Origin of the sequence: Falsiroseomonas oryziterrae (assembly GCF_021864505.1) — a bacterium.
GTDB classification, from domain to species: domain Bacteria; phylum Pseudomonadota; class Alphaproteobacteria; order Acetobacterales; family Acetobacteraceae; genus Falsiroseomonas; species Falsiroseomonas oryziterrae.
In genome coordinates this window covers 1-20,234 of record NZ_JAKJIB010000036.1, presented here as the reverse complement: position 1 = coordinate 20,234, position 20,234 = coordinate 1, and the positions used below count along the sequence as shown (strand labels likewise).

At 72.0% G+C, this 20,234-nt stretch carries 21 protein-coding genes and 1 pseudogene; 9 read left to right on the top strand and 13 right to left on the bottom strand.

The window, feature by feature from the left end; genetic code table 11:
- Nucleotides 1-106: 106 nt before the first annotated feature.
- Together L2I40_RS05450 and L2I40_RS05445 are read right to left on the bottom strand one after the other, a co-directional pair.
- Nucleotides 107-2,386, bottom strand: coding sequence for a DUF3141 domain-containing protein (locus L2I40_RS05450; protein WP_237213859.1), 2,280 nt, complete (start codon nucleotides 2,384-2,386; stop codon nucleotides 107-109).
- Between the two features lie 234 nt (nucleotides 2,387-2,620).
- Nucleotides 2,621-3,397 (bottom strand): DUF1194 domain-containing protein, encoded by a 777-nt coding sequence (locus L2I40_RS05445; RefSeq protein ID WP_237213858.1) that lies wholly within the window; start codon nucleotides 3,395-3,397, stop codon nucleotides 2,621-2,623.
- Between the two features lie 259 nt (nucleotides 3,398-3,656).
- Here L2I40_RS05445 and denD point away from each other — a divergent pair, with 259 nt between their 5' ends.
- From denD to L2I40_RS05410, 7 genes are all read left to right on the top strand, one after another.
- The gene (gene denD / locus L2I40_RS05440) at nucleotides 3,657-4,640 is read left to right on the top strand and encodes a D-erythronate dehydrogenase (RefSeq protein ID WP_237213857.1); all 984 of its coding nucleotides are present in this window, start codon (nucleotides 3,657-3,659) and stop codon (nucleotides 4,638-4,640) included.
- A complete protein-coding gene (locus tag L2I40_RS05435; RefSeq protein ID WP_237213856.1) occupies nucleotides 4,637-5,593 on the top strand; it encodes a 2-hydroxyacid dehydrogenase in 957 nt (318 codons plus the stop codon). Before denD ends, L2I40_RS05435 begins: the two co-directional genes overlap by 4 nt.
- Nucleotides 5,590-6,621, top strand: a complete 1,032-nt coding sequence (locus tag L2I40_RS05430; protein WP_237213855.1) for an L-idonate 5-dehydrogenase — start codon at nucleotides 5,590-5,592, stop codon at nucleotides 6,619-6,621. Before L2I40_RS05435 ends, L2I40_RS05430 begins: the two co-directional genes overlap by 4 nt.
- 301 nt (nucleotides 6,622-6,922) lie before the next feature.
- Nucleotides 6,923-7,954 carry an ABC transporter substrate-binding protein gene (locus tag L2I40_RS05425; RefSeq protein ID WP_237213854.1) on the top strand — a complete coding sequence of 344 codons (1,032 nt, stop codon included), beginning with the start codon at nucleotides 6,923-6,925 and terminating at the stop codon, nucleotides 7,952-7,954.
- 7 nt (nucleotides 7,955-7,961) lie between these two features.
- Complete coding sequence (locus L2I40_RS05420) at nucleotides 7,962-8,753, top strand: ABC transporter ATP-binding protein (protein ID WP_237213853.1); 792 nt, start codon at nucleotides 7,962-7,964, stop codon at nucleotides 8,751-8,753.
- Nucleotides 8,750-9,637, top strand: a complete 888-nt coding sequence (locus L2I40_RS05415; protein WP_237213852.1) for an ABC transporter permease — start codon at nucleotides 8,750-8,752, stop codon at nucleotides 9,635-9,637. The genes L2I40_RS05420 and L2I40_RS05415 overlap by 4 nt, the downstream gene beginning before the upstream one ends.
- Nucleotides 9,634-10,962 (top strand): cytosine deaminase, encoded by a 1,329-nt coding sequence (locus tag L2I40_RS05410; protein ID WP_237213851.1) that lies wholly within the window; start codon nucleotides 9,634-9,636, stop codon nucleotides 10,960-10,962. Before L2I40_RS05415 ends, L2I40_RS05410 begins: the two co-directional genes overlap by 4 nt.
- A 1-nt stretch (nucleotide 10,963) precedes the next feature.
- Here the strand turns inward: L2I40_RS05410 and L2I40_RS05405 are convergent, their stop codons facing one another.
- Nucleotides 10,964-11,545, bottom strand: a complete 582-nt coding sequence (locus L2I40_RS05405; RefSeq protein ID WP_237213850.1) for an NAD(P)H-dependent oxidoreductase — start codon at nucleotides 11,543-11,545, stop codon at nucleotides 10,964-10,966.
- A 47-nt stretch (nucleotides 11,546-11,592) separates the two neighbouring features.
- On the opposite strand from L2I40_RS05405, the gene L2I40_RS05400 reads away from it, so the two are divergent.
- Complete coding sequence (locus tag L2I40_RS05400) at nucleotides 11,593-12,027, top strand: cupin domain-containing protein (protein ID WP_237213849.1); 435 nt, start codon at nucleotides 11,593-11,595, stop codon at nucleotides 12,025-12,027.
- A complete protein-coding gene (locus tag L2I40_RS05395; protein WP_237213848.1) occupies nucleotides 12,024-12,605 on the top strand; it encodes an NAD(P)H-dependent oxidoreductase in 582 nt (193 codons plus the stop codon). Before L2I40_RS05400 ends, L2I40_RS05395 begins: the two co-directional genes overlap by 4 nt.
- Nucleotides 12,606-12,609: 4 nt before the next feature.
- Here the strand turns inward: L2I40_RS05395 and L2I40_RS05390 are convergent, their stop codons facing one another.
- The 10 genes and pseudogenes from L2I40_RS05390 to L2I40_RS05345 all read right to left on the bottom strand — a co-directional run.
- Complete coding sequence (locus L2I40_RS05390; protein WP_237213847.1) at nucleotides 12,610-13,269, bottom strand: type 1 glutamine amidotransferase; 660 nt, start codon at nucleotides 13,267-13,269, stop codon at nucleotides 12,610-12,612.
- Nucleotides 13,266-13,814: a VUT family protein gene (locus L2I40_RS05385; protein ID WP_237213846.1), complete on the bottom strand. Its 549-nt coding sequence runs from the start codon at nucleotides 13,812-13,814 to the stop codon at nucleotides 13,266-13,268. The genes L2I40_RS05390 and L2I40_RS05385 overlap by 4 nt, the downstream gene beginning before the upstream one ends.
- Nucleotides 13,811-14,506, bottom strand: coding sequence for a 7-cyano-7-deazaguanine synthase QueC (queC, locus tag L2I40_RS05380; RefSeq protein ID WP_237213845.1), 696 nt, complete (start codon nucleotides 14,504-14,506; stop codon nucleotides 13,811-13,813). The genes L2I40_RS05385 and queC overlap by 4 nt, the downstream gene beginning before the upstream one ends.
- Nucleotides 14,503-15,549 (bottom strand): tRNA epoxyqueuosine(34) reductase QueG, encoded by a 1,047-nt coding sequence (queG, locus tag L2I40_RS05375; protein ID WP_237213844.1) that lies wholly within the window; start codon nucleotides 15,547-15,549, stop codon nucleotides 14,503-14,505. Before queG ends, queC begins: the two co-directional genes overlap by 4 nt.
- A gap of 85 nt (nucleotides 15,550-15,634) precedes the next feature.
- On the bottom strand, nucleotides 15,635-16,069 hold the full coding sequence (gene queF, locus L2I40_RS05370; RefSeq protein WP_237213861.1) for a preQ(1) synthase: 435 nt from the start codon (nucleotides 16,067-16,069) through the stop codon (nucleotides 15,635-15,637).
- Between the two features lie 29 nt (nucleotides 16,070-16,098).
- A complete protein-coding gene (gene tgt, locus L2I40_RS05365; RefSeq protein WP_272910939.1) occupies nucleotides 16,099-17,229 on the bottom strand; it encodes a tRNA guanosine(34) transglycosylase Tgt in 1,131 nt (376 codons plus the stop codon).
- The gene (gene queA / locus L2I40_RS05360) at nucleotides 17,226-18,314 is read right to left on the bottom strand and encodes a tRNA preQ1(34) S-adenosylmethionine ribosyltransferase-isomerase QueA (protein ID WP_237213843.1); all 1,089 of its coding nucleotides are present in this window, start codon (nucleotides 18,312-18,314) and stop codon (nucleotides 17,226-17,228) included. Before queA ends, tgt begins: the two co-directional genes overlap by 4 nt.
- An 81-nt stretch (nucleotides 18,315-18,395) precedes the next feature.
- Entirely contained in the window at nucleotides 18,396-18,731 is a 336-nt protein-coding gene (locus L2I40_RS05355) for a hypothetical protein (RefSeq protein WP_237213842.1), read from the bottom strand.
- A gap of 127 nt (nucleotides 18,732-18,858) precedes the next feature.
- Complete coding sequence (locus L2I40_RS05350; RefSeq protein WP_237213841.1) at nucleotides 18,859-20,052, bottom strand: DUF1501 domain-containing protein; 1,194 nt, start codon at nucleotides 20,050-20,052, stop codon at nucleotides 18,859-18,861.
- Nucleotides 20,049-20,234 (bottom strand): annotated as a pseudogene (locus L2I40_RS05345) (DUF1800 domain-containing protein); the annotation flags it as partial. The pseudogene L2I40_RS05345 and the gene L2I40_RS05350, both read right to left, overlap by 4 nt.

Here is a 20,234-nt window from a genome sequence, read left to right as displayed (position 1 = left end):
TGCGGGGCGCCGGCGGGCCGGGCAAGGCGCCCGCATCCCGAAAAGACGCGGCGCGTCCCGGCGTCGTGCCCGGATCGGGCGACCGCCGCGCCGCGCGCCGCCGCCTTCAGCCCGCCGCCAGCACCTCGCGCAGCCGGCGCAGCATGCCGAGCGCGGCATCGCCGAGCTCGTCCTCGGGCCCCGCGACCTCCTCCACCGTGTCGAGGGCGCGGCGGCGCTCGGCCTTGGTGGGGAGCAGCTTCGGCAGGGCGGCCAGCGCCTCCTCCGGCGACAGTTCGACGATCAGCGTCTGCTCGCGGATCAGCGCCTGGCGTGCGGCGGCGGTCATGTCAGCGAAGGGCGCCTCGCCCGTCAGCACCGCCTGGCTGCGCGCGAGACGCGAGCGGCGGACCCCGCCGCGCGCGCGCGCCAGCAGGATCATCATGCGGATCACGGCCTCGGCGTAGCCGCCGGCGGCGATGCGGGCGAGGGCGTGGCGCATCTCCGGCGCGTCGGCGAGGGCATCGGCGCTCTCGGCCACCTGCTCCTCCGGAGTGCCCTCGGCGACGCCGAGCGCGGCGAGGGTGCCGTAGACGGCGTGGAAGGCGGCCTCGGTCCAGGCGTCGCGCCAATCGGCCCAGCTGTCGAGCGCGCCTTCGATGCGCTCGGCCACCGCGCGCTCTGCTTCGAGGAAGGGGTTGTCGGGCGAGGCCGGGGCGCGGCGCGCGCGCACCTGCTCGGCGGCCGCGGCGAAGGGCGCCATGAATGGGTTGAGATCGGAGACCATGTAGCGCCGCGCGCGCATCGGATGGAGCTGGCGGCGGAGTTCCGCGCTGCGCTCCGTCGTCATGTGGCGGATCGCGGGACCCATGACGAGGTCGTAGATGGTCTGGTTGGCGGCCGAGATCTTGGCGACCGCCGGGAAGGCCTCGTTCGCGGCCTCGCCGGAGACGGCGCGGATGTCGGCGATGGTGCGGGCGACGAGCTCCACCTGGTAGCCGGTGTTGGTGCCGCTGCCGGCGACGTCGGTGATGCGCATCTCGTAGAGGCCGGGGGCGACCGCCTCGATCATGTCGAGGGTGTTGGCGATCTCGGTGTGCTCGCGGTTGGCAACCTTGCCCGAGACGAAGATGCCGAGATGGCCGATTTCGTCGTGGACGAGATAGACGATGGTCTGGCCGAGGCGCTTGATCTCGGCCTCGTCGCGATAGACGTCGGCGATCCAGCGCAGCGCCTGGCCGGGCGGGGTGATGTTGTCGCCGGCGGAGGCGAAGACGATGATCGGCGACTTGATCGAGCGCATGTTGAAGGTCGCGCCGCCGCGGGACGAGGGACCCGCGCTGATCTCGCCGCGCGCGAAGCGGTCGCCGATGAACAGGTTCTCGACGATCCAGCGGATCTCGTCGCGGTTCATCAGGTAGTAGCCGCCCCACCAGCGCTCAAATTCCAGGAAGCGCTCGGGCTCGCTGTCGGCGCGCTCGTAGACGGTCCAGTACTTCTTGAACCAGGTGTTGCCGGGGGAGAGGCCTTCGAAGTTCAGGACGAGGTTGGCGCCGTCGAAGCGGCCGTTGCCGAGGTCGGCGAGCAGCGCGGCGGGCCAGGAGCCGCCCGCGAGGCCACCGGTGTAGCGCATCGGGTTGCGGCCCTTCTCGCCCGCCCAATAGGAGAGCGGCGCGCCGTTCAGCACCAGCGGGCCCATCAGCTCCGGGTCGGAGGCGCCGAGCATCATGACCGCCCAGCCGCCCTGGCAATTGCCGATGACGACGGGCTTCGGCGCGTCGGGGTGCAGGTCGTGCACCTTGCGGAGGAAGGCGCGCTCGGCCGCGGTGATGTCGAGGATGGTCTGGCCGGGCTCGGGGTCCTTGAAGAAGATGACGAAGTAGACCGGGTGGCCGCGGCGCAGCGCGACGCCGACCTGGCTGTCGGACTTGAAGCCGCCGATGCCGGCGCCGTGGCCGGCGCGCGGGTCGATGATGACGAAGGGCCGCGCCTTCGGGTCGGTCGGCTTGTATCCCTCGGGTGGCTTGATGCGGACGAGGGCGTAGTTGCAGCGGCGCGGCAGGGTGCGGCCGTCGACCAGCATCTCCCACTCGAAGACGAGGACGGGCGGGCAGCCTGCCTTCTCGTGCTCGACGAAGGCGTTCCCGGCGCGCCGCATCGTGTCCCAGAACAGGATGCCGCGCTGGGTGGCGTCGAGCGTGTATTCCATCGCCGCCTGGGTGAGGCGCAGCGGGTCGAGGCCGAGGAAGCCGAGGGCGGCGGGCGGGCGCGGCGGCTTCGGGGCGAGGGCTTCGGCCTGGCGGGCGGCGACCTCGGCGAGGCTGCGGGCTTGGTCGAGGGCGCGGGACATGGTCTCGGCGCCCTTGGCCAGCAGCTCCTGGCCGGGGAGGGGAGGCACGGCGTTCACGGGATGGCGGATCCTGCGGCTCGGGTGCGTCGGAGTCGAATGCTGCAACGCATCATATAGACGCCGGTGGCGTAGCATGCAGGTTACGGGTTGCCCATCTTGTGGGCAGGCGGCGGACCAGGGGCCTCGCTGTCCTCGGCCGCCGAAAGGCGGCCCGCGCGGCGACCGACCGCACGGCCCGGGACGTCATGTCTGCGGCGCGGGCAAGCGGCCGGAGGCCGCGCGCCAGCAAACCTATGCGTAGGCGCGCTCGACCAGGGGGCCTGGGGGCGGCGCGGCGGCGATCTCGCGGATGATCTTGCGCTTCACGGCGTTCTCGAAGGCGTCGAAGCCCTCGGCCACCATCAGGAAGGCGCCGGGGCCGCCGATCACCTCGCTGCGGTAGTAGTCGTCGAGCGGCGGAAGGCCCGCGGACCAGGGCTGCGGCGTGCGGTCGAGCACCGCGAGGCCGTTCAGCACGATGCCCTTCTCCAGCGCGTCGCGGCGCGCATCGCCGAGCGGGCGGCCGGAATTGTTCACGCCGTCGCCGGAGATGTCGACGACGCGACGCGTGCCCTCGTAGCCGCGGCCGAAGAGGTTCGAGGCGAAGTCCATCGCGCCGGAGATCGAGGTGTAGAGCCAGGTGCGGCGCGGGGCGGCGTCGATCGCGGCGGCGACGCGCTCGGCACTCGCCGCGTCGCCGATCCTCATCCACGGCACGAGGTGTTCCTGGATGTGCCAGTCGGACCAGGTGAAGAGGGTGACGGCGATCTGGCCGAGCGGGCCGCCGGCGATGCCCTCGATCAGCTTGGGGTCGCGGAAGGCGGCGGCGTAGCCGCGGAACTGCAGCTCCTGCTCCTCCTGGTCCACCGAGCGGGAGACGTCGACGGCGAGGACGAGCTCGACATCCACCGGCTCGGGGCCGGAGGCGCGGGCGGTGGCGAGGGTGGGAAGCGCGAGGGCGCCGCCGAGCAGCAGGCGTCGCGACAGGCGGGTGGAAGGCGTTGTGACCGTGGGAGTCCGGATTGGCATGGCGCGCGCCCTTCTGCATCTCGGCTTCGGAAAGCCTGACCGGCCCTGCGCTCGCGTAGCCCCCTTGCCATTACTACCTACAGGCGAGGGGTGAGGAAATCATGTGCGGATTGAGGTTGATTCGCAGATTGTAGACCGGTGTTGCCGAGAAAACAGGCGATAGGTGCAACGGTCCAGGGCTTTCGCCCGAGGGTGGGGCAGGGGTGACGCCGAGGCCGTGCCTGCCCTAGCCTCCCGCACGCTTCGGGAGGGTCCAGCAATGCATGTGCTCGTCATCGGCGCGGCGGGGATGATCGGCCGCAAGCTCGTCGCGCGGCTGGTCGCGGATGGCGGGCTCGGCGGGCGGAAACTCGGGCGGCTCAGCCTGGTGGACGTGGTCGCGCCGGAGATGCCGACCGGGATCGAGGGCCGCGCCTGGGCGGCGGACCTCTCGGCGTCGGGTGAGGCGGCCTGCATGGTCGGCACTCGGCCCGACGTGATCTTCCACCTCGCCGCCATCGTCTCGGGCGAGGCCGAGGCGGATTTCGACAAGGGCTACCGCATCAACCTCGACGGCACGCGCTTCCTGTTCGAGGCGATCCGGCAGGAGGGCCTCCGCAACCCCGGCTATGCGCCGCGCGTCGTCTTCACCTCCTCCATCGCCGTGTTCGGCGCGCCTTTCCCGGAGGCGATCGGAGACGAGTTCTTCACCACGCCGCTGACCAGCTACGGCACGCAGAAGGCGATCGGCGAGCTGCTGCTGGCGGACTACTCGCGCCGCGGCTTCTTCGACGGCATCGGGATCAGGCTGCCGACGATCTGCATCCGGCCCGGCACGCCGAACAAGGCGGCGAGCGGCTTCTTCTCCTCGATCCTGCGCGAGCCGCTGGCGGGGCAGCCGGCGGTGCTGCCGGTGCCCGACACGGTGATGCACTGGCATGCGAGCCCGCGCGCGGCGGTGGGGTTCCTGGTGCATGCCGCGACCCTCGACACCCAGCCGCTCGGGGCGCGGCGCAACCTGACGATGCCGGGGCTGGCCGCGACGGTCGCCGAGCAGATCGAGGCGCTGCGCCGCGTCGCGGGCGACAAGGCCGTCGCGCTGATCCGGCGCGAGCCGGACGAGACCGTCGCGCGCATCGTCGCGGGCTGGCCGCGGCGCTTCGAGGCGAAGCGGGCTGAAGCGCTCGGCTTCAAGGCGGAGAAGACGTTCGACGAGATCATCCGCGCCCATGTCGAGGACGAGCTGGGCGGGAGGGTCGCATGAAGCCCGGCCTGCTCATTGCCGGCGAGCTGCCCGCCTGGGACCTGGAGGCGCTGAGCGAGCGCTTCGACCTGCATCTCTACTACGCCGCCCCCGATGCGGCGGCGAAGCAGGCGATGCTGGCGGCGGGGCGCGAGACGATCCGCGCCATCGCGACCAAGGGCGAGGTCGGCGCGGATGCGGCGCTGATGGATGCGCTTCCGAAGGTCGAGATCATCGCCTGCTACGGCGTGGGCTACGACCTGATCGACGTGCCGGCGGCCAAGGCGCGCGGCATCCGCGTGACGAACACGCCCGACGTGCTGACCGAGGAGGTCGCCGACATGGCCATCGGCCTGATGCTGGCGGCGGCGCGGCGCATCCCGCACGGCGATGCCTGGGTGCGCGACGGGTCCTGGAAGTCCAAGGGCAGCTTCCCGCTGACCACGCGCGTCTGGGGCAAGCGGCTCGGCATCGTCGGGCTGGGGCGCATCGGCAGCGCGATCGCGCGCCGCGCGGCGGCGTTCCGGATGCCGATCTCCTACAGTTCGCGGGCCCGCAAGGGCGGCGTGCCGGCCTATGACTGGTATGCGACGCCGGCCGAGATGGCGCCGCATGTGGACATCCTGATGGTCTCGGCTGCCGGGGGTGCTGCGACGCGCGGCCTGGTGGACCGCGCGACGATCGAGGCGCTGCCGGAGGGGGCGATCTTCTGCAACGTCAGCCGCGGGACGGTGGTGGACGAGGCGGCGCTGCTGGACGCGCTGCGCGCGGGACGGATCGGCGCGGCCGGGCTCGACGTGTTCCTCAACGAGCCGGATATCGACCCGGCCTTCCTGGCCTTCCCGAACGTCGTGCTGCAGCCGCATGCGGCGTCGGGTACCGTCGAGACGCGCAAGGCGATGGGCGCGCTGATGCGGGAGAACCTCGAGGCGCAGATGGACGGCAAGCCGCTGCCGACGCCGGTGGACCAGTGACGGCCGTCGTCATCCACGCCGCGCACGATCTGCGCGTCGAGGATCGCGCGGCGCCGGACCCTGGCATTGGCGAAGTCCGCATCCGTATCGGACGCGGCGGCATCTGCGGGTCTGACCTGCACTACTTCCATGCCGGCGGCTTCGGCACGGTCAGGGTGCGCGAACCGATGGTGCTGGGGCATGAGGCGGCGGGCGTCGTCGAGGCGGTCGGCGCCGGCGTCACGCATGTCGCGGCCGGCGATGCGGTGGCGGTGAACCCAAGCCTGCCCTGCGGCGCCTGCGCGCAATGCCTTGCCGGCCGGCCGATCCACTGCACGGAGATGCGCTTCCTCGGCAGCGCGATGCGCATGCCGCATGTGCAGGGCGCCTTCCGCGCGCGCTTCACCTGCGAGGCGGCGCGGGCGGTGAAGCTGCCGGTTGGACTGACCGTGGAGCGCGCGGCCTTCGCGGAGCCGCTCTCCGTCTGCCTGCATGCGGCGGCGGAGGCGGGGCCGCTGCTCGGCGCGCGGGTGCTGGTGACGGGATCGGGGCCGATCGGCGTGCTCTGCGCCGCGGTCGCGCGGCTTGGCGGGGCGCGGGAGGTGGTGGTGACGGATCTCGTCGCGCCGCCGCTCGCGATCGCGGAGGCGATGGGGGCTGACCGCACCCATGCGCTGGGCGAGGCGCCCGAGGCGCTGGCAGGCTACGCGGCCGGGAAGGGGCATTTCGACGTCGCCTTCGAATGCTCCGGCAGCGGGGCGGCGCTGGTCGGCGCGCTGCCGGCGATCCGGCCGGGCGGCGTCGTGGTGCAGGTGGGCGTGGGCGGCGAGGCGGCGCTGCCGCTCTCGGCGCTGGTGGCGCGCGAGGTGACGCTGCGCGGCAGCTTTCGCTTCCATGCCGAGTTCGGCCATGCGGTGGAGGTGCTGGCGAGCGGGCGGCTCGACCCCACGCCGATGCTGACCGAGGTCGTGCCGGCCGCGGAGGCGCTGCGCGCCTTCGAACTGGCGAGCGACCGGCGGCGCGCGATGAAGGTGCAACTGGCCTTCTGATCATTCCCCGCAAGACCGCTTCGCAGGCTTGCGGGGACCCCGGCGCCGTCGCGCCGGCCGTGATCACCGATCCGAGCCGGTGAGCGAGGGACGCACCCGACGGTCCTGCCCAAACTTTCCGCGACTGCCCGCTTTCGCGGCGCGACCGCTTCGCGCTATGTGACCGGCGCGCCCGGTGAGGGGACCCTGGCGTGGCATGGGTCTTGCTGCCTTTCCCGCCGCAACGCGGGGTGCTGCCGGGACAGCCATGCCCTGTTGCGACGCGCCGCTCGGCGCGGCTCATCAAGGAGGAGCAGGGATCATGGCCGACGCCCCGAACCGCACCCGCTACCGTATCGAACGCCGCGCGCTGCTCGGCGGCGCCGCCTTCGCGCTGACCGCCGTCGCCGGCGCGCGCGTGCCGGTGGCGCAGAGCCTCGACCGCGTGTCCTTCCAGACCAACTGGCGCGCCCAGGCCGAGCACGGCGGCTACTACCAGGCGGTCGCGGCCGGCATCTATCGCCGCCACGGGCTCGAGGTGGACCTGCGCATGGGCGGGCCGCAGCAGAACCCGGCCCAGCTTCTGCTGGCCGGCCGCGTGGACATGATCATGTCCAACGCCTTCCAGGCGCTCAACTATGTGCGCGAGAACCTGCCCTTCCTCTGCATCGCCTCCGTCATGCAGAAGGATCCGCAGGTGCTGATGACCCATGAGGGGAACGGCATCAACAGCTTCGAGGACATGCGCGGGCGGCCGATCCTGATCGGTGCGGCCGGGCGCGTCTCCTACTGGCCGTTCCTGCGTCGTCGCTTCGGCTTCACCGACGAGCAGATCCGCCCCTACACCTTCAACGTCGGCCCCTTCCTGGCGGACCGCAACGCGATCCAGCAGGGCTTCCTGTCTTCCGAGCCCTATGCGGCGCGACAGGCCGGCGCCAACCCCCGCATCTTCCTGATCGCCGATGCCGGGTTCGAGAACTACCAGACGACGATCGACATCTCGCAGCGCATGGTGAACGAGCGGCGCGACGTCGTGCAGCGCTTCGTCAACGCCACGATCGAGGGCTGGGCGCAGTACATGACCGGCCAGGGGATCGAGGCGGCGAACGCGCTAATCAAGCGCGACAACCCCGAGATGGACGATGCGAAGATCGCGCACGCCATCCGGATCATGAACGAGTACGGCATCGTCAATTCCGGCGATGCGCAGCGCCTTGGTATCGGTGCGATGACGCATGAGCGCTGGCAGCGCTTCTACGAGACGATGCGCGATGCGGGCGTATACCCGGCCGGGATGGACTTCCGACGCGCCTACAGCCTCGACTTCATCAATCGCCGCGTGGGGATGACCTGAGACCGGCATGGACGGCAGCATGATGACGACGGTGACGGCGGGACCGCCCGTCGTCACGCTCGAGGGCGTGGGCAAGCGCTACGCCAACGGCACCCTCGCCGTGCAGGGCGTGGAGCTGGCGATCGGACAGGGCGACTTCGTCTCCCTGCTCGGCCCCTCGGGCTGCGGCAAGTCCACCGTGCTGCGCATGATCGCCGGGCTGATGGCGCCGACCACGGGGCGCATCGACATGGCGGCAGGCGGCCAGGCGACGGGCGATATCGGCTTCGTCTTCCAGGAGCCGACGCTGATGCCCTGGTCGAACGCGCTGAAGAACGTGATGCTGCCGCTTCGCCTGGCCGGCGTGAACCGCGGCGAGGCGGCGGACCGGGCCGCGGCGGCGCTGGCGGAGGTCGGCCTCAAGGGCTTCGAGAAATCCTATCCGCGCGCGCTTTCGGGCGGCATGAAGATGCGCGTCTCCATCGCCCGCGCGCTGGTGACGCGGCCGCGGCTGCTGCTGATGGACGAGCCCTTCGCCGCCCTCGATGAGATCACCCGCCACAAGCTGAACAACGACCTGCTGACGCTTTGGCAGGCGGAGCGCTTCACCGCGATCTTCGTCACCCATTCGGTGTTCGAGAGCGTCTACCTCTCCCGCCGCATCGTCGTGATGGCGGCACGGCCCGGTCGCGTGGTGGAGGACATCGAGGTCAACGAGCCCTATCCGCGCGGCGAGGTGTTCCGCACCTCGGCCGAGTATGCCGCGCATTGCCGCGAGGTGTCGCAGGCGCTGCATGCCGCGATGGGAGAGCACGCATGAACGCGATCGACCCGCCCACGACGGCGCGCGTCGAGCTCTCGGCCAGCGAGGCGGCGGATGCGCCGGTGGAGATCCGCGAGCGCACCATCCTGGGCCTCACGCCGGAATCCTGGGCGCGGATTCTGATGCCGCTGCTGATCGGCGTGCTCGCGCTCGGCGCCTGGGAATGGGCGGTGCGTGCGAACGAGGTGCCGAGCTACATCCTGCCCGGCCCGCTCGAGATCGGGCGCACGCTGATCCGCGACTGGCACAGCCTTCAGATCAGCCTCTGGATCACGCTGCAGATCACCTTCGCCGCGCTGTTCGTCGCCGCGGCGCTGGGGCTGGCGCTCGCGGTGCTGTTCGCGCAGTCGCGCATCATCGAGATGTCGCTGTTTCCCTATGCGGTGATCCTGCAGGTGACGCCGATCGTCGCCATCGCGCCGCTGATCATCATCTGGGTGGACGATGTGCGGATCGCACTCCTGATCTGCGCCTGGATCGTCGCCTTCTTTCCGATCCTGTCGAACACGACGCTCGGGCTGAACAGCGCCGACCACAACCTGACGGACCTGTTCCGGCTGTACCGCGCGAGCCGCTGGCAGGTGCTGATGCGCCTCAGGCTGCCGACGGCGATGCCCTATTTCCTGGGCGGGCTGAAGATCTCGGGCGGGCTCGCGCTGATCGGCGCGATCGTGGCGGAGTTCGTGGCCGGGACGGGCGGGCGCGCCTCCGGCCTCGCCTACCGGATCCTGGAAGCCGGGTTCCAGCTGCAGATCCCGCGGATGTTCGCCGCGCTGGTGCTGATCTCGGTCACGGGCATCGCGATCTTCCTGGCGATGACGCTGGTCTCGCACATGGCGCTGCGGCACTGGCACGAGAGCGCGATGAAGGAACGCCGGTGAAGGCTGCATTGCGGGACGCGGGCGCGCGGTACTGGCTTCGGAACGCGCGCGCCCCGGGCGTGCTGGTCCCGGGCTTCGAGGCGGAGCGCGACGAGGACGGGCTCGTCCGGCTCGACATCCGGATCGAGGACGGGCGCATCGCGGGCGTCGCACCCGTCGGCAGCGTGGCCGAGGGCGTGGATTTGCTCGGCGGCCTCGTCTGGCCGGGGCCGCTCGACGCACACACGCATCTCGACAAGGGGCATATCTGGCCGCGCACCCGCAATCCGGACGGCACCTTCTTCGGCGCGCTGAACGCGGTGATGGGCGACCGCGGCCGGTCCTGGTCGGAAGCGGATGTCGAGGCGCGGGCGGAGTTCGCGATCCGCTGCGCCTATGCGCACGGCACGGTCGCGATCCGCACCCACATCGACACCTACCTGCCGGTCGCGCATGGCAGCTGGCGGGTGCTGGCGAAGCTGCGGGAGCGTTGGGCGGGCAAGGTCGCGCTGCAGATGGTCTCCATCGCGCCGATGGACCGCTTCGTGGGCGATGCGGGGGTGGAGCTTGCCGATCTCGTGGCCTCGCATGGCGGCGTGCTGGGCATGGTCACGCGCCACAGCGGCAGCATCCACGATGCGCTGCCGGCCGGCTTCCAGGAGGAGCTGGACTGGTTCTTCTCGCTGGCAGAGGCGCGCGGCCTCGACCTCGATCTGCATGTGGACGAGAGCGGGGAGAGCGGGGCGCGGGCGCTGCGCGAGATCGCGCTGACCGCGCTGCGGCGGAAGTTCAAGGGCCGCATCCAGTGCGGCCATTGCTGCAGCCTCTCGATCCAGCCGGAGGAGTTCGCGCGCGAGACCATCGCGGCGGTGGCTGAGGCCGGCATCGACATCGTCGTGCTGCCGATGTGCAACATGTACCTGCAGGACCGCGTGGCCGGCCGCACCCCGCGCTGGCGCGGCGTGACGCTGGTGCATGAGCTGCGCGCGGCGGGCGTGCGCGTCTCCGTCGCCTCCGACAACACGCGCGATCCCTTCTACGCCTATGGTGACCTCGACATGGTCGAGGTGTTCCGGGAGGCGACGCGGATCCTGCACCTGGATCACCCCTTCGGCGACTGGCACCGCGCCGGCACGGCGAACCCGGCGGAGGCGATGGGAATGGCCGGCCGCGGCCTGATCGCGGCGGGGCAGCCGGCCGACCTGATCCTGTTCCCGGCGCGGGTGATGACGGAGTTCCTCTCGCGCCCGCAATCCGACCGCGTGGTGCTGCGCGACGGCCGCGTGCTGGAGGCGAGCGCGCCGCATTGGCGCGAGCTGGATGCTGTGGTCGGCTTTCCCGGCTGAGCTACCAGCGCGCGAAATGGGCCCGCACGCGCGCGACGAAACCCTCGCATTCCGCTCGCGTGCGGTGGTCCATGCGGGTCAGCGTCACGAACTCCACCGTGCAGTCCTTCGCGCAGAGGCGGCGCAGCGCGCGGCCGAAGAGCTTGCGGTCGGGACGGCCGATGTACCAGAGCAGCCAGGTCGGCGAGCCATAGGTCGTCACCACCGCGATGCGGCGGATGTTGGTCAGCGCCGGCTCGATCGCGCCGGCGCCGAGGGTGAAGGCGACGCCGGGCGCCCAGACGCGGTCGAGCCAGCCCTTCAGGATCGCCGGCAGCCCGTACCACCAGGTCGGGTAGACCAGCACCAGCGCCTCCGCCCGGCGGAGCGAGGCGACGTGGTCCTCGATGCCTTCCAGGTTCGCGGGGACATCGTGGTAGCGGTCGCGCTCCTCGCTGCTCAGCACCGGGTCGAAGCGCTCGGCATAGAGGTCGCGCAGCTCGACGCGGTGGCCGGCACCCTCCAGCGCCGCCTTCGCGGCGTCGCGCAGCGCGGCCGACAGGCTGTCGGCGCGCGGATGGGCGTGGATCATCAGGACCTGCATGGGCTGGGCTTAGCAACGGCCATGCCGCCGAGGAAGGAGAGGCTGCGATGATGGCGACGCCGGTGATCGGCAAGCGGGCGGGGGACCTGCGCGGCTTCCGCATCGCGCCCGACGACACGAACTACTTCGCCTGCCTGCTCGATCCCATCGCCGACGGCGTGTCTTTCACGCTGGTGGTGGAGATCTTCGAGCCGGGCGGCCGCACGCCGCCGAACTCGCACAGCGTGGCGGAGGAATGCTTCTTCGTCCTCGCCGGCTCCGGCAAGGCCTATGCGGACGGGAAGGAGATGCCGATCGGTCCCGGCGATTGCTTTGTGCTCCGGCCGGGCGTTGAGCATGTCGTGGTGAACGACAGCGACCGGAAGCTCTATTGCCTGACGCTGATGACGCCGAACGAGGGCTTCGCCGAGCTCATCCGCAACGGCACGCCGGTCGAGCTGACGGCCGATGACATCGCGGTGCTGACCGGGCGCGGGTCGTGAAGGTCCTCTATCTCTACGCGCATCCGCTGCCGGAGAGCTTCCACGCTGCGATCCGCGACGCCGCGCGGGAGGGGCTGCGGGCGGCGGGGCATGAGGTGGATCTCTGCGACCTCTACGCCGAGGGCTTCAACCCGGTGCTGAGCCCGGAGGAGCGGCGCGGCTACCACGAGATCCCGGGCAACCGCGCGCCGGTCGAGGAGTACGTGCAGCGGCTGGAGCGGGCGGAGGCTCTGGTGCTGTCCTTCCCGACCTGGTGCTACGGGCTGCCGGCGATCCTGAAGGGCTGGATGGACCGCGTGCTGCTGCCCGGCGTGTCCTTCCGGCTGGAGGACGGCGTCGCCAAGCCCAACCTGCTGCACATAAGGCGCGTCGCGGGGATCAGCACCTATGGGCGGCCGCGCTGGACGGCGGCGCTGATGGGCGATCCGCCGCGCAAGGCCGTCACACGCTACTTCAAGGTGATCAGCGGCGGGCGGGCGCGTGTGGACTACCACGCGCTCTACGACATGAACCGCGCGACCGAGGCGCAGCGCGTGCGGTTCCTGGGGAAGGTGCGGCGCGCGATGGAGCAGTTCTGAGGCGCTACGCCTCGGTCGCCTTGCGCAGCAGCCACGCGAAAAGCGCGGCGCGGGCCGCCTCGCGCGCGGGGTAGTGCCGGGCGCTGGCGGCGGCGAGGGCGTCGGTGTCCACCACGTTGGGCGGGGTGAAGCGCTCCGCCCAGCCTTGCAGGATCTCCGGCGTCGCTTCCGGGTGGAACTGCACGCCGATGGCGCGCGGCAGGGCGACGGACTGGACGGTGCCGGCGTCGTGCGCCAGCACCTCGGCATCGGGCGGTGGGGTGATGACGTCGCCATGCCAGCGCGGCCAGGGACCGTGCAGCACGGGATCGGCGGCGTGCTCGATGCCGAGCCAGCCGCGATGGAATGTGCCGCCCGGATGCGGGCGGGAGTCGCCGCCGGCCGCCGCGGCCATGACCTGCGCGCCGAAGCAGATGCCGATGGTCGGGCGCCGCGCCGCGAGCCGCGCGGCGAGCAGCGCGCGCTGGCGCGCGACCCAGGGGATGTGCGTGTCATAGGCGCCATGCGGCGAGCCGAGCAGCAGGACTACTTCCTCGCCCGCCATGTCGGCGTCGGTCAGCGCCTCGCCGGACGTGACGCGCAGCGCATGGCCCTGGCCGCGCAGCCACTCGCCAAAGGCGCCTTCCGGCGCGTGCTCGGAATTGCGGACGACGAGGATGTTCATGCCATGCCGAGCCTTGCATCGCGCCGGCGCAGCCAATGCACGAGAGGCAGCGCGAGCAGCACCATCCAGGCCTTGCCGATCACCTGGCCGGCGAGGAAGTCCAGGCTGCCGAAGGCGAGCCAGAGGAAGAACACAGAGTCCACGATCAGGCCGACGACGCTGCTCGCCGCGACCGCGAGCGTCAGGCCGCGCTTCTGCAGCGGCGTGTAGACCGCGAGGTCGGCCAGCTCGGAGAAGAGGAAGGCGCAGGCCGAGGCGATCACCAGGGCGGGCGGCGCGAGCGTCGCGGACAGCACGGTGCCGGCGAGGATCGCGCCGAAGGCCCAGCCGAGGCCGAGCCGCCGCTGGACGAGGTCGCGCAGCACCAGCGCAAGCCCGATCATCAGCACGCCGGAGGGCGCCATGACGCCGGGTGCGACGGGGATCAGGCAGGGGCCGTTCGGCACGCAATAGGTGCCGGCATTGCCGATCAGCCAATTCGCGGCGGGAATGCAGAGGGCGAAGGCGAGGAGGAAGAACAGCCCCTCGCGGCGGGCGGTGGTCAACGCGTCTCTCCGATATAGGCGGCCCAGCCGCGGGCGCGCAGCTCGCAGGCGGGACAGGTGCCGCAGCCGGCGCCCCACGGGTTGGGCGTGCGGTCGCCGAGGTAGCAGGAATGGGTGTCGCGCCGGATCGCCTCGACCAGCGCCGCGCCGCCGAGTTGCTCTGCCAGGCGCCAGGTCGAGGCCTTGTCGCGCCACATCAGCGGCGTGTGGAGGACGAAGCGCCGCTCCATGCCGAGGTTGAGGGCGACCTGCAGCGCCTTGATCGTGTCGTCGCGGCAGTCGGGGTAGCCGGAATAGTCGGTCTCGCAGACGCCGGTGACGATGTGCTTCAGGCCGCGGCGGAAGGCGAGCGCCGCGGCGAAGGTCAGGAAGATCAGGTTGCGGCCGGGGACGAAGGTGTTGGGCAGGCCGCCGGTGTCCATCTCGATCGCCACCTCGCGCGTCAGCGAGGTTTCCGAGATCGCGCCGAGCGCGTCGAGCTTGAGCAGGTGGTCCTCGCCGAGCCGCGGACCCCAGACGCCGTGGCGCGGGAGTCCGGCGCGGAAGGTGGCGCGGGTGTCGAGCTCGACGCGATGGCGCTGGCCGTAGTCGAAGCCGATCGTCTCGACATGGGCGAAGCGGTCGAGCGCCCAGGCGAGGCAGGTGGCGGAATCCTGGCCGCCGGAGAAGAGGACGAGGGCTTTCTCGGTCATGTCGGGAGCTGTGCCACGGCCCAGCGCGCGCAGTCGGCGACCACCGGGTCGGGATCGTCGCAGAGGCCTTGCGCGACGGGGCGCAGCGCGTGCTCGCCGCTGTTGCCGATGGCGACCAGCACGTTGCGGACGAAGCGGTTGCGGCCGATGCGCTTGATGGGCGAGCCGCTGAACAGCGCGCGGAAGCCAGGGTCGTCCAGCATCGCGAGTTCCGCCAGCTTCAGCGCGGTCAGCGTTTCGCGCGGGGCGAAGGCGGGCTCGGCGTGCGCCTGGGCGAACTTGTTCCAGGGGCAGACGGCGAGGCAGTCGTCGCAGCCATAGATGCGGTTGCCCATCAGCGGGCGCAGATCCTCCGGGATCGGGCCGTGATGCTCGATGGTGAGGTAGGAGATGCAGCGTCGCGCATCGAGCCGGTAGGGCGCGGGGAAGGCGTCGGTCGGGCAGATGCGGAGGCAGGCGTCGCAGGAGCCGCAATGGTCGGTCTCGGGCCCGTCGGGCTCGAGGTCGAGCGTCGTCATCACCTCGCCGAGGAAGAGCCAGGAGCCGTGGCGGCGGGAGACGAGGTTGGTGTGCTTGCCTTGCCAGCCGAGGCCGGCGGACTGCGCGAGCGGCTTCTCCATCACCGGCGCGGTGTCCACGAAGACCTTGAGGTCCGTGCCCTTGAAGCGGTGCGCCATCCATTGGCCGAGCTGCTTGAGGCGCCCCTTCACCACATCGTGGTAGTCGCGGCCCTGGGCATAGATGCTGATCGTCGCGCGGTCGCGCTGCGCGAGGGTGGCCAGCGGATCGGTGCCGGGCGCGTAGTTGAGGCCGAGCGAGATCACGCTGACCGCCTCGGGCCAGAGCGCGCGGGGATGGGCACGCTGGTCGGCGCGCGCGTCCATCCAGGCCATGCCGCCGTGGTGGCCGTCGGCGAGGAACTGCGCGAGGCGCTCACGGGTCTGGTCGGGGAGATGCGCGCGGGCGAAGCCGATGGCGTCGAAGCCGAGGGACAGCGCCTTGGCGCGGATCTCGGGGCGGGGGTCGGGTGGACCCACCCTCACCCCGACCCTCTCCCGCGTCGTGCCGGAGGCACGCTCTCCGCGTGACGCGGGAGAGGGAGAAAGGCGCGCTGCGGGGCGGGTGGTGCTAGCCGCGCCCACGGTAGGGGGCGACGCCCTGGTCGGGGATCCAGACGCCATCGGGCGGCGCGGCGGTCTGGAAAAAGACGTCGATCGGGATGCCGCCGCGCGGATACCAGTAGCCGCCGATGCGCAGCCATTCGGGATCCAGCAGCTCCACCAGCCGCTTCGCGATGCCGATGGTGCAGGCCTCGTGGAAGGAACCGTGGTTGCGGAAGCTGGTGAGGAAGAGCTTCAGGCTCTTGCTCTCTACCAGCCAGTCGCGGGGCACGTAGTCGATCACGAGATGCGCGAAGTCGGGCTGGCCGGTGAGCGGGCAGAGCGAGGTGAATTCCGGCGCCACGAAGCGCACGCAATAGCGCGTGCCGGGATGCGGGTTCGGCACGCGCTCGAGCACCGCCTCCTCCGGGGAGCGCGGCTGCTCGACATGCTGGCCGAGCATGGTGAGGCCGGAGACATCGGTCTTGGTCGTCACGCGGCTTTCCTTTCGGCCTCGCCCTGCTCCCAGGCGGCGATGATCGCGGCGGCCTCGGCCTCGAAGCGGCGTTCCAGGATGGCGCGACGGAGGCGCGCCATCAGCGTCTGGTAGTAGCGGATGTTGTGCCAGGTCAGCAGCATCGGCCCGAGCATCTCCTCCGCCTTGATCAGGTGGTGGAGATAGGCGCGGGAATGCCGCGTGCAGGCGGGGCAGTCGCAATCGGGATCGAGCGGCGAGGGATCCTCGGCGTGGCGCGCATTGCGCATGTTGAGAACGCCGCGGCTGGTATAGGCGCGGCCGGTGCGGCCCGAGCGCGTCGGGATGACGCAGTCGAACATGTCGACGCCGCGGCGCACGGCCTCCACCAGGTCGTGCGGCGTGCCGACGCCCATCAGGTAGCGTGGCGCGGCGGCGGGTAGGAGGGGCACGGTGACGTCGAGGACGCGGAGCATCTCCGCCTGGCCCTCGCCGACGGCGAGGCCGCCGATCGCGTAGCCCTCGAAGCCGATGGCGGACAGCGCGGCGACGCTCTCGGCGCGGAGATCGTCATAGGTGCTGCCCTGCACGATGCCGAAGAGGCCGTGGCCGGGGCGCGGGACGAAGGCCTCGCGGGATCGCGCGGCCCAGCGCATCGAGAGCCGCATGCTCGCCGCGGCCTGGTCATGCGTCGCGGGGAAGGGCGTGCATTCGTCGAAGCACATGGTGACGTCGGCGCCGAGCAGGTGCTGGATCTCGACGCTGCGCTCCGGCGTCAGGCGGTGGTAGCTGCCGTCCACATGGCTGCGGAAGGTGACGCCGTCGGCGTCCATCTTGCGCAGGCCGGTCAGGCTCATGACCTGGAAGCCGCCGGAATCGGTCAGGATCGGGCCCTGCCAGTCCACCATCCGGTGCAGCCCGCCGAGCCGCGCGACGCGCTCCGCACCCGGGCGCAGCATCAGGTGGTAGGTGTTGCCGAGGATCATGCGCGCGCCGGTGGAGCGGACGGCATCCGCCGTCATCGCCTTGACCGTGCCGGCGGTGCCGACCGGCATGAAGACGGGCGTCGGCACCTCGCCATGCGCGGTCATCAGCGTGCCGGCGCGGGCGGCGCCGTCACTCGCGGAATGCGTCCAATGCAGCGTCACAGGTCGTGCTCGCAGCGGAACAGCAGGCTGCCGTCGCCATAGCTGAAGAAGCGGTACTCCTGCGCGACGGCATGGGCATAGGCGGCGCGCATGCGGCGCGTGCCGGCGAAGGCGGAGACCAGCATCAGCAGCGTCGATTTCGGCAGGTGGAAGTTGGTGAGCAGCGCATCCACCGCGCGGAAGCGGAATCCGGGCAGGATGTAGAGGTCGGTCAGGCCGCGGAAGGGCGCGACTGTGCCGTCGGCGCGCGCGGCGGTCTCCGTCACGCGCATCGCGGTGGTGCCGATCGCGACCACGCGCTTCCCGGCGGCGCGGGCGGCGTTGATCGTCGCGGCGGCGGCGTCGTCGATCTCGCCCCATTCGCGATGGATGTGGTGGCGGCGGGGATCGTCCTCGCGCACCGGCAGGAAGGTGCCGGCGCCGACATGCAGCGTGACGGTCGCGCGCTGCACGCCCCGCGCATCGAGGGCCGCGAGCAGCCGGTCGGTGAAGTGCAGGCTCGCGGTCGGCGCGGCGACGGCGCCGGGGCGACGCGCGAAGATGGTCTGGTAGTCCTCGGCATCCTCGGCGCGGGGGCCGCCCTCGCGGTGGATGTAGGGCGGCAGCGGCACCTCGCCGGCCTTGTCGAGGGCTGCGGCGAGCGCCGATTGGTCGGGGCCGAAATCGAGCATCGCGGTGCCGCCGTCGCGCTCGATCACCTTGGCGGTGCAGCCCTCGGCGCCCTCGATCTCGATGACGTCGCCGGGGCGGAGGCGACGGGCATTGCGCACCAGCGCCTGCCAGAGGCCGCCGCCCTCGGCGCGGTTCAGCATGATCTCGACGCGCGCCTCGCCGCGGCGCGCGTGGAGGCGCGCGGGGATGACGCGGGTGTCGTTCACCACCATCACGTCGCCAGGCTCGAGCAGCGACGGCAGGTCGAGCACGCCGTGATCGGCGAGCCCCTGCTCGCGTACCACCAGCAGCCGCGCGGAATCGCGCGGCCGCGCCGGCGCCTGGGCGATCAGGCGCTCGGGCAGATCGTAGTCGAAATCCTCGGTGCGGAGGGCGGGGGCCTCCGCCGGCGAGGGGGTGGGGGCCTCGGGCATGGGCGGGGCATGTGGCGGGGCGCGCGGGGATTGTCCAGCGCGAGGGCCCGCGGGCCGGCATGCGCCGGCGACGCGGGGCGTTCAGCGGCGCGGGCGCCAGCGCAGCAGGTGGCCGAGGTCGTCCGCGCTGCCTTCGGTCGCGCCGATCACCGCGTGCAGGTCCACGCGCCCATGGCCGGGGATGTCGAGGATGGGCGGGTCGAGGGAGGCGGGGGTGGTGCCGTCCGGAGCTTCCACCGTGCCGGCGGGCTCGTGCTGCTCGGTCTCGTCGGGGCCGTTGTCCTGCGGCTCGGCGCCGAGCGGCTCGCCGCGGCCGGCGTAGCGGACGCCCTTCATGGGGGCGAGGGAATAGCGGATCTCGGGGGCTGCGCCCTCGCGCGCGACCTCGAAGCGGTAGACGTCGAAGCGTTCCGGCATGGATCCTCCGTCCGCGGGCGCAACGCCGCGGCGGAGGCGGTGGTTGCCGCGTTGCGATCTGCCGACCGATTCACGGCGCCGGTGCTCGGCCGCGGTGCGGCCTCCGCCCTCTGCCGATCGGGCGGCGTCAGGCGCGCAGCAGGCGGGGCATCGGCGCGACGGCCTCGCTGCCCGGGAAGGCGGCGGCCACGGCGCGGTCGGTCAGGCGCAGGTGATGGCGGAGCAGCGCCTTGGCGACCGCGCGCAGGTCGGCGGTCGGCTGGAGGTCGCGGTTCTCGAACAGCTTTCCGGGTTCGAGGCCCGGCCAGTCGGCCTGCACGCGGCCGCCGGCCACCGCGCCGCCGAGCAGGATCGCGACGCCGCCGGTGCCGTGGTCGGTGCCGAGGTTGCCGTTGACGCGCGCGGTGCGGCCGAATTCCGTCACCACCAGCACGGCGGTCTGCGCCCAGGCCGGGCCGAGGGCGGTGCGCAGCCCTTCGATCCCGGCATCCAGGCCGCGCAGCGGGCCCATGATGCGGTTGGCCTGGCCGGCATGGGTGTCCCAGCCGCCGATCTCGAGCGCGGCGACGCGCGGCCCCTCGCGCTCCGCCAGCAGCCGGCCGGCGGCGGTGGCAAGGCGGGGGAAGTTGCCGCGCTCCGGGTCGGTGTCCGTGCCGACGACCGTCTCGGCATAGCCACGGGCGCGCATGCCCTCGCGGAAGACCGGGCCGAGGCGGCGGTCGCTGTCCTGCAGCGCGGCGAGCCGGTGGATCAGGTCGGGCGAGGGCCTCTCCAGCCCCGGCGGGGCGTAGCTGCCGACCGGCGCGGCGCCGCGCAGCAGCAGCGGCACGCCGGTGCCGATGGCGAGCCCCGGGCGCGACGGGCCATTCGTCGGCATGACCTGCAACGCGCGGTTGAGCCAGCCGCTGGTCATGCGCTGCTCGGTGCCGGCTTCCAGCAGGTCCTGCGCCTCGAAATGCGAGCGGGAGCGGTAGGGGCCAGCGACCGCATGGATCAGCAGCGCCTCGTTGGTGCGATACAGGCGGTGCAGCGTCGGGAGCGCCGGATGCAGGCCGAAGAAGCCGCCGAGGTCGAGCAGCCCGCCGTCGCGCCCCGGCTCGGGCAAGGCGAGGGGGCCGCGCAGCTCGGCGAAGGCGGGATCGCCATAGGGCTGCACGGCGTAGAGCCCGTCGAGTGCGCCGCGCAGCAGGATGACGACGAGGCGGCGCTCGCCCGGCGCCTGGGCGAAGGCGGCGCGGACGCCGCCGAGCGCGAAGCTCGCGCCGAGGCCGAGCAGCAGGCCGCGCCGGGTGGGCGAGAAGGAGGCGTGCGGCGGGTTCATCGGCGCATGAACTCCGGGCTGGCGAAGAGCAGCGTCAGCGCGTCGCGCGCCGAGCCGGCGCTGCGCATGGCGGCCACCGTCTCGGCCCGGGCCAGCGGGCCGAGGGCTGCTTGCGTCACCGCGGCCACGTCGGCGCGGCCGAGCCGGCCGGCGAAGGTGTAGGCCCAGTCGGCGCGGCGCAT